We start from the raw sequence: 9112 nt of genomic DNA, 5'->3' as shown, positions 1-9112 counted from the left end.
GCCGCGGAAGCCCGGCCCGAGCCCTGGATCGCGAAGCGGCTGGCCACCGGCTCGGGGCGGCGACAGGCCGAGCTCGATGCGGCGGTGCGGGCGTGGCGGTACGGCGGGGTGGCCGCGCTCACCGTGCTCGAAGAGGAGTGGACACCCGGTCCGGAGGACCTGGCCAGGGCGCGGGCCCGGCTCGCCGAGGCGTGGGAGGAGGGCGAGCAGCCCCGGCTGCGGTCGGCGGGCAATCGCTGGACCTCGGTGGACGGTGGCGTGCAGCTCCGGTACGGACGGGACGGGCGCTGGTGGCCGTACCGCAAGGAGGGCGGGCGCTGGGTCCCGGCAGGTCCGGCGGACGACGATCCGGCGGCGGCGCTGGCCGGCTCGGGCATGTCGGAGGACTGAGCGACTCGTTGGGTACGGCCCGTGGGCCGGGGCTGTAGCCCCAGAGAGGTCCTACTGCCGCACAGCAGTAGGGCCGTTCCGGGACCACAGTCCGTCGCCGCGTACTGTCCGTGCGTTCAACTGGCTGTCACCGTGCGTTGAGGGCGAAGGCGGAACCTGACGGTCGTACGAGCTGTTCGTGCCCCAGGAGCCTCAATGATGAAGTCAAGCCGCCCGCGTGACCGGTGGTGGGAAGGTGAGGGCTCGGTTGTCGCGCAGGAGCGCCCACAGGACGCTGGATCGTCGGCGGGCCGGGGCGATGGCGGCCACTCCTGACAAGCCACTGAAGGCAAGACCCCATCAGCCGCATCCGGCCCTCCCGGGCCACCTAGAGCCTGTCCGACTGAACCGCCGGACAGGCCCCAACAACTTACGGAGGCCCCATGTCCGCGCGTGTTGTCCGTCGTTCCCTTGCCGTCGGTCTGCCGCTCGCCCTGCTCGGTACGGTGATCGCGGCCGGAACGGCAACCGGCGCGCAGGACCGGCACGAGCGTCCGGAACGCGCGGCGCGGGTCACCGGGGCCGCCGTGCTCGGTGACATTCCGCTGGCCGGCTTCAGCAACGGACTGCTGCCGGGGACGGTCACGGACGACCGCGGGGTGGAGCTCGGCGGCATCGGCAGCGACATCTATCCCGCAGGCCGCCAGGGCGAGTTCTGGACGGTCACCGACCGCGGGCCCAACGGACAGATCAAGATCGACGGGAAGAAGCGACGCACCTTCCCCGTCCCCGGCTTCGACCCGGCGATCGTCAAGGTGCGGGTCAGCGGGAAGCACGTCCAGGTGCTGAAGGCCATTGCGATCACCACCCGGTCCGGCGCCGCGGTCACCGGACTGCCCAACCAGCGGAACCGCGACGAGGCCCCGTACAGCTACGACGCGAGGACGCCGCTAGGCTACGACCCGAACGGCCTGGACACCGAAGGCATCGTCCGTGCCGCCGACGGCAGCTTCTGGCTCGTCGACGAGTACGGCCCCTCCCTGGTGCACGTATCCGCACGCGGCCGGGTGCTCACGCGCTACGTGCCGGAGGGTCTCGGGCTGACGGGCGCCGACTATCCGGTGGTGGAGGCGCTGCCGGGCGTACTCCTGCACCGCAAGGTCAACCGCGGGTTCGAGGGGCTGGCCCTTCTCCCGGGCGGTGACCTGGTGCTCGCGGTACAGAGCCCGCTCTCGCTGCCGGACCAGGACGCGGGCGAGTCCTCGCGCAATGTGCGGCTACTGCGCTTCTCGACGAAGAAGCGCGCGGTCACCGCAGAGTACGCCTACCGGTTCGACGCGGTGAATGTCGTGGACCCGGGCGAGGACGACACCTCCGAGCTGAAGATCTCCTCGGTCGTCGCGATCGGTCGGCACGAGCTGCTGGTCGAGGAGCGCACGGACAAGGCGGCCAGGCTGCACCGGGTGACGCTCCCGCACGGCTCCGGAATCCTGGGCTCCGCCTGGGACGACCCGACGACGTCTCCCTCGTACGAGGAGCTCACCGACCCCTCGGCGTCGGGCGTCCCGGTGCTCCGCAAGAGCCTGGTCGTCGACCTGGGCAAGGTCGCGGGCATTCCCGGGAAGATCGAAGGGGTGGCGGTGACGGGGCGGGACACGCTCGCTCTCATCAACGACAACGACTTCGGGATGACCGATGGCCCGGAGGCGTTCGATGCCGATGGCCGCCTGGTCGACAGCGGCATCGAGACGTCGGTGACACTGCTGAAGCTACCCCGCCCGCTGCGCGGCTGACCCACAGGCGCTCCTGTCGTATCCCGGCCCTCGCCGACGCTTGCCCACCGAGGGCCGGGATCATCAACCCCCTTTTCAGTAACGGAACTTCACCCACCACACTCCGTTCGCACCACGGTCGCTGAGCCCAACGGCCCGCTCCCGTACCGACATCGACGTACATTCCGGCGCTCTCCCCTGTCCACAGTTGCCATTTCGGCCCCTGCCGTCTTCCGCCACCCGCGCGGCGCCCGTACGGTAGGGCGCGCGAGACACTCGGCCGCACATCGGACAACACCTTCCGGTCATCGGACGCCAAGGGGGCCACGGGATGTCGGGGGAACCGGGCAGCGGACTGTTACGTGATGCGATCGGGCTGCGCGAGGTCCTCTTCCAGAGCATCACCGCGATGGCACCCGCCGCGGCCATCGCCGCGTCGATCCCGGCCGGCGCCGCGTTCGCGGGCGGGAGTCTGCCACTGTCGGTGGTGGTGGCCCTGGTCGCCTGCCTGTTCACCGCCTCGTGCGTCGCCGAACTCGCCCGGCATCTGCCGGCTGCCGGTTCCGTCGCGACCTACTCCGCACAGGGGCTGCATCCGGCCATCGGGTTCCTGGTCGGCTGGGGCTATGTCTTCGTCGAGGCGCTGGTCCCCGCCTTGCTGCTGCTCCAGCTCGGCTTCACGACGGCGGGCACGCTGCACCAGGAGTGGTCCTCCTATCCGGCCGGGCTGTGGTGGCCGTGGTCGCTGCTGGGCGCGGTGATCATCGCGCTCGCCGGATACTTCGGCGTACGGGCCTCCGCCCGGTTCGGCACCGTGCTCGGCATCTTCGAGGTACTCGTCTTCGTCGTCTTCGCCGCGCTGCTCATCGGGCAGGCGGGTGCCGACAACACCCTGTCGGTTTTCGGCACTTCGCACACCTCCGAAGGATTCGACGGCATCAGCGGGATCTTCGCCGGTTCGGTCTACACCGTGCTCGCCTTCGCGGGTTTCGAGGCCGCGGCACCGCTCGCCGAGGAGACCAAGAACCCGCGGCGCACCATGCGGCGCGCGGTGCTCGGCGCGGCGCTCTCCATCGGTCTGGTGTATGTCCTGACCACCTATGCGATGTCCGTGTACTTCGGGCCCGACAGGTTCGCCGGATTCGGTGGATCGGGGGCGGCTTCGTGGGAAGGCGTGGCCCGCGCCTCGTTCGGACTGTTCTGGGTGCTGCTCTTCCTCGCCGTGGTCAACTCGACCGTGGCCAACGCCAACGCGTGTGCCAATGTGTCGACCCGGACGGCGTTCGCCCTGGGCCGCGTCGGCGTGTTCCCGCAGGCGTTCGCGAGGCTCCACCCGCGACGACGCTCCCCCGTCACCGGCGTGGCGGTGCAGTTCGTGATCGCGGTCGGCGCGGCGCTCGGGCTGGGTTTCGGCTACGACCCGGTGACCGCATTCGTGCTGCTGGCCACCGTGATCGTCACGGTGATCATCGGTGTGTACATCATCGTGAATCTGTCCTGCGCCGGTTACTTCCTGCGGAGGCGGCGCGACGCCTTCAACCCCGTACTCCATCTCCTGTTCCCGGTGCTGGGCATCACGGCGTTCGTCCCCGCGCTGCTGACGGCCGCCGGAATCCCGGCGTTCGACTTCGTCTCCGAACTCAGCGCGCCCGTCTCGTACGCCGGTCCGGTCGTCGGTGTCTGGATGGTGATCGGGATCGTTGTGCTCGTGGTGCTGCTGCGCAGGCATCCGGAGCGGGTGGCACAGACCGGACGGATCCATCTGGACGACACCCCGGCGCCGGCCGGGGAAGCAGAGACGGGAGCAGTACAGCCATGAACGACCCCCGCATCCTGACCGTCCGCCCCAAGGCGGGTGAGTACGCCTGGACCTTCGGCGGAGCGGCTCCGGTCGCCCGGATCGAGCCGGGGACGTTCCTCGACGTGTACACGGAGGACTGCTTCGCCGGGCGGGTCCGCTCCGAGAAGGACCTGGTCTCCGAGGTCTGCGAGTTCCCCTTCCTCAACCCGCAGACCGGACCCTTCCATGTGGTGGGGGCCGAGCCCGGCGACACCGTCGCGGTGCATTTCGTGTCCGTCGAACCGGCCAGGGACTGGGCCGCTTCGACGACCGTGCCGCTCTTCGGGGCGCTCACCTCGACCCATACCACCGCGTCGTTGCAGGCTCCGCTGCCCGAGGTGGTATGGATCTGGCAGCTCGACCGGGCGCGCCGCACCTGTCTGTTCAGCGCCCGGGACAGCGACATCCAGGTGGAACTGCCGATGGACCCGATGCACGGCACGGTCGGGGTGGCTCCGGCCAACCTGGAGGTACGGTCCGCGCTGGTGCCCGACGCGCACGGCGGGAACATGGACACGCCCGAGTTGCGGGCGGGCGTCACCTGCTATCTGGGCGTCAATGTCGAGGGTGCGCTGCTCAGTCTGGGGGACGGCCATGCCCGTCAGGGCGAGGGCGAGACCTGCGGAGTCGCCGTGGAGTGCGCGATGAACACGGTGGTGCTCGTCGAGCTGCTGAAGCGTGTCACCACGCCCTGGCCGCGCATCGAGTCCGACACCCATCTGATGTCGACCGGTTCCGCACGCCCGCTCGAAGATGCCTTCCGGATCTCCCAGTTGGACCTGGTGCAGTGGCTCGCCCGCGACTACGGCCTGTCCGAACTCGACGCCTATCAGCTGGTCAGCCAGGCCGGTGAGGCTCCGCTGGCCAATGTGTGCGACACCAACTACACCTGTGTGGCGAAGATCCGCAAGGAGTGGCTGCCTTCAGGCGACCCCCATCGCGGGCTCCACCGCCATCTGCGGGAGACTGCGACACTGCTGTCCAGCCCCTGACCATCGCACCGCGGCATCACCACCCCATCCCCCTCCCCCCACAGGAGTGTTCATGCACCGCAGAAGGATTCTCCAGGGCGCCGCAGCGACGGCGGTCGCCGCTCTGATCCCGGCCTCCACCCGCGCCATGGCCGCCTCGAACGCGGGCGACACGGACTACCCGCTCGCCCACTGGACTCCCGCCTCGACCTCCAACTACACGGCGTCGAACCGCCCTTCGGCCTACCCGGTCCAGTATGTGATCATCCATGTGACCCAGGAGACGTATCCGGACACGATCGGGATCTTCCAGAATCCGGCGAAGCAGGTCTCCGCGCACTATGTGGTGCGCTCGGCGGACGGCTATGTCGCCCAATGCGTCCGGGAGAAGAACATCGCCTGGCATGCGGGCAATTGGGACTACAACACGCGCAGCATCGGCATCGAGCACGAGGGCTGGGTGGACCAGCCTTCCTACTTCACCAACGCGATGTACGAGAAGTCGGCGCTGCTGACCGCTTCGGTGTGCGATCGCTACAACATCCCCAAGGACCGCTCGCACATCCTGGCCCACGCCCAGGTGCCGGGCAGCGACCACACCGATCCCGGCCCGAACTGGGACTGGGTGCGATACATCCGACTCGTCAATCTGTACTCGGCGGGCTGACCCGCCTTCGCGCCACCCGGGCCGATTGCCCCGTGCACCGCAGTTGTCGCAGTGGCCAGGCTGCGACGACGATGGGGCGGGCACGAAGCACCTGGACGGGAGGGTGAGTTGACGGATCCCTGGGTGGCGCTGGCAGCCGATACGGACCCCGGTGCGCGGATCGGCCAACTGCGCCACGCGCATGAGGTGTTCACCACGGCGGGCCGGCTGGAGCGGCCGGTACGGCCGGTCGTCGGTGAGTCGTGGCGGCGCTCGGCGCGGGCCAGGGTCAGCCCGGACGGTGCCGCCCTGGTCGAGCTGGGCCCGGACGACCTCGGACCGTACCGGGAGGGGCATCCGCTGGCCCCCGCCATGCCGGTGATCCGCGAGCTGATGGGCGCCTACGCGACGGACGGGGAGCATCTGCTCGCGGTGTGCGACGCACACGGCAGACTGCTGTGGGTCGAAGGACCCGCGGCGACCCTGCGGGCCGCCGGCCGGATGAACTTCGTGGAGGGCGCCCGCTGGGCCGAGTCGGCGGCCGGGACGAACGCGCCGGGAACGGCCATCGCCGTGGACCGTCCGGTGCAGGTCTTCGCCGCCGAGCACTTCCTGCGGCCGGTCCAGCAGTGGACCTGCGCGGCGGCACCGCTGCACGACCCGCACACCGGACGGGTCCTGGGTGCCGTGGACATCACCGGCGGGGACCGGCTCGCCCATCCGCACAGCCTCGCGTTCGTGCAGGCGGTGGCACGCGCCGCGGAGTCGCAGCTCGCACTGCTCGCCCCCGCGCCGGCCGGTGAGACCGTACGGCTCAGCGCGCTCGGCCGGGACGAGGCACTGCTGGTGACGGGAGGCCGCAGGATCCGGCTCAGCAGGCGGCACAGCGAGATCCTGGCGACGCTGGCCCGGCGCCCCGAGGGCCTCGGCGGCGACGAACTCCTCGTCGAGCTGTACGAGGACGAGTCGGTCACCCCGGTGACCTTGCGCGCCGAACTCTCCAGGCTGCGGCGGCTGCTCGGTCCGGAACTCCTCCTTTCCCGCCCCTACCGGCTCGCCGCCCCGGTCGACGCCGATTTCGACACGGTGGCGCGCAGACTGGCGTCGGGCTCGGTGGCCGCGGCGCTCGGGGCCTACGCGGGACCTCTGCTGCCGGGCTCGCAGGCCCCCTCCGTCATCCGGCTCCGGCGTCGGCTCGAAGATCAGTTGCGGGCGGCACTCATCGCACGCGGCGACCCGGGACTGCTGGCCGACTGGGCGTACAGCCCTTGGGGCGAGAACGACCTCCCGGTCTGGGAAGCACTTGCCGCGGCCGTTCCCGCCGCGCAGCGCCCGGCACTGCTCGCCAGGGCCCGGACGCTGGACGCCGAGCAGCGGTAGCCGCTCCCCCGTGCAACGGGGTTGCAACGTGCCGCTGCCTAACCTCGCGCCGAGGGCCGTCCAAGGGCGGGCGGCACCGGATCCGGGAGGCCACAGAGATGACCCGTTACGCCGCGCCGGGCGCCGTGGGCGCCATCGTTTCGTACGAGTCCCGCTACGACCACTGGATCGGCGGCGCGTACGTACCGCCCGTCCGTGGTCAGTACTTCGAGAACCCCAGCCCCGTCAACGGCCGCCCCTTCACCGAGATCGCCCGGGGTACGGCCGAGGACGTCGAACTGGCCCTGGACGCGGCACACGCGGCGGCGCCCGCCTGGGGAGCCCTGGCGGCGGGCGACCGCGCGGGGCTCCTCAACAGGATCGCCGACCGGATGGAGGCCCATCTGGAGGAGCTCGCGGTCGCCGAGAGCTGGGACAACGGCAAGCCGGTTCGGGAGACCCTGGCGGCCGATATTCCGCTGGCCATCGATCATTTCCGCTACTTCGCGGGGGCGTTGCGCGCCCAGGAGGGCTCACTCGGCGAGATCGACGGCGACACGGTCGCGTACCACTTCCATGAGCCGCTCGGCGTCGTCGCCCAGATCATCCCGTGGAACTTCCCGATCCTGATGGCCACGTGGAAGCTGGCCCCGGCGCTCGCGGCGGGCAACGCGGTGGTCCTCAAGCCGGCCGAACAGACCCCGGCCTCCATCCACGTATGGCTGAAGCTGGTGGCCGACCTACTGCCGCCGGGCGTCGTCAACATCGTGAACGGATTCGGAGCGGAGGCCGGCAAGCCCCTCGCCTCCAGCCCGCGCGTCGCGAAGATCGCCTTCACCGGTGAGACGACGACGGGACGGCTGATCATGCAGTACGCCTCCGAAAACCTCAAGCCGGTGACCCTGGAACTCGGCGGCAAGTCGCCCAACATCTTTTTCGACGACGTGTGGAACGCGAACGACGACTTCCGCGACAAGGCCCTCGAAGGCTTCACCATGTTCGCCCTCAACCAGGGCGAGGTCTGCACCTGTCCGTCGCGCGCGCTGATCCAGCGCGGGATGTACGGCGAATTCCTGGAGGCGGGTATCGCCCGCACCGAACGGATCGTGCCCGGACACCCGCTGGACACGGACACGATGATCGGCGCGCAGGCCTCCGACGACCAACTGCGGAAGATCCTTTCGTACCTGGACATCGGCCAGCAGGAGGGCGCGAAGGTCCTGACGGGCGGTCAGCGGATCGAGTACGACGGCGAGCTGGCGGGCGGCTACTACGTCCAGCCCACCGTCTTCGAGGGTGACAACCGGATGCGGGTCTTCCAGGAGGAGATCTTCGGCCCGGTCGTGGCGGTCACCTCCTTCTCCGACTTCGACGACGCGATCGGGACCGCGAACGACACGCTGTACGGCCTCGGGGCCGGCGTATGGACGCGCGACATCAACACCGCGTACCGGGCGGGCCGCGCCATCCAGGCGGGCCGGGTCTGGACGAACTGCTACCACGCGTACCCGGCACACGCGGCGTTCGGTGGCTACAAGCAGTCCGGGATCGGCCGCGAGAACCACAAGATGATGCTGGAGCACTACCAGCAGACGAAGAATCTGCTGGTGTCCTACTCCCCGAAGAAGCTGGGTTTCTTCTAGCGGCACGAAAGAAGGCGCCTGACCTGGGGTTTTCCCGGGCCAGACGCCTTCTGGGAGCGCCCGGCCCTCCCCATGGGGAGGTGTCGAAATACTCTTCTTCTCCCAGTTCATCCCACCCATATCCCAGTCCTGACCAGCAGTTCCGGGCCATACACGGGCCGGCTTGCAGCTCAGCCCTTGGGGCTGCTGTCCTCGCTGCGCCGACTCCACTCCTGCATCGACTCCTCAATGAGCCGGTTGGAATGCTCCTGGAGACCGTCCAGGAACTTGGCGTAGTACTGGAAGAGCACTTGGATGCTCTGGCCGGCCCGGCGCGCGCATTCGGCAGGATCCACACCAGAGTGCAGCCAGAACGAGATCCCGGCATGCCGGAGGCCATAGGGCCTCTTGGCGAGCAGCGTCGGCTGCTCATTGGGAGCCAGGACCTTCTTACGGGCCCGCTCCCATGTATTGCCGTAGGCCGCTGCATCAACGTAGCCGCCGGCCGCATTGCGAAACACTCGGCCATCGGG

General features: G+C 69.6%; 7 protein-coding genes and 1 pseudogene. 7 read left to right on the top strand and 1 reads right to left on the bottom strand.

Translation table 11 applies throughout. The features are described 5' to 3' along the window. The 7 genes and pseudogenes from ABZY11_RS27500 to ABZY11_RS27470 all read left to right on the top strand — a co-directional run. Positions 1-390 (top strand): annotated as a pseudogene (locus ABZY11_RS27500) (SWF or SNF family helicase); the annotation flags it as partial. Positions 391-812: 422 nt separating this feature from the next. Then, the gene (locus ABZY11_RS27495; protein ID WP_356481708.1) at positions 813-2162 is read left to right on the top strand and encodes an esterase-like activity of phytase family protein; all 1350 of its coding nucleotides are present in this window, start codon (positions 813-815) and stop codon (positions 2160-2162) included. 310 nt (positions 2163-2472) lie between these two features. Beyond that, the gene (locus ABZY11_RS27490) at positions 2473-3960 is read left to right on the top strand and encodes an APC family permease (protein WP_356481707.1); all 1488 of its coding nucleotides are present in this window, start codon (positions 2473-2475) and stop codon (positions 3958-3960) included. Then, positions 3957-4973, top strand: coding sequence for an acetamidase/formamidase family protein (locus ABZY11_RS27485; RefSeq protein ID WP_356481706.1), 1017 nt, complete (start codon positions 3957-3959; stop codon positions 4971-4973). The genes ABZY11_RS27490 and ABZY11_RS27485 overlap by 4 nt, the downstream gene beginning before the upstream one ends. Before the next feature lie 52 nt (positions 4974-5025). Further along, positions 5026-5619 carry a peptidoglycan recognition family protein gene (locus ABZY11_RS27480; RefSeq protein ID WP_356481705.1) on the top strand — a complete coding sequence of 198 codons (594 nt, stop codon included), beginning with the start codon at positions 5026-5028 and terminating at the stop codon, positions 5617-5619. Between the two features lie 108 nt (positions 5620-5727). Further along, positions 5728-6978: a GAF domain-containing protein gene (locus tag ABZY11_RS27475; RefSeq protein WP_356481704.1), complete on the top strand. Its 1251-nt coding sequence runs from the start codon at positions 5728-5730 to the stop codon at positions 6976-6978. 98 nt (positions 6979-7076) lie between these two features. Next, on the top strand, positions 7077-8600 hold the full coding sequence (locus tag ABZY11_RS27470) for an aldehyde dehydrogenase family protein (RefSeq protein WP_356481703.1): 1524 nt from the start codon (positions 7077-7079) through the stop codon (positions 8598-8600). A 170-nt stretch (positions 8601-8770) separates the two neighbouring features. Here the strand turns inward: ABZY11_RS27470 and ABZY11_RS27465 are convergent, their stop codons facing one another. Continuing rightward, on the bottom strand, positions 8771-9100 hold the full coding sequence (locus ABZY11_RS27465; RefSeq protein WP_356481702.1) for a hypothetical protein: 330 nt from the start codon (positions 9098-9100) through the stop codon (positions 8771-8773). Between the last annotated feature and the right edge of the window lie 12 nt (positions 9101-9112).

The sequence above is a fragment of the Streptomyces sp. NPDC006510 genome (genome assembly GCF_040611955.1).
In the GTDB taxonomy this organism is placed as follows: Bacteria; Actinomycetota; Actinomycetes; order Streptomycetales; family Streptomycetaceae; genus Streptomyces.
This window is presented reverse-complemented; position numbering and strand designations above follow the sequence as displayed.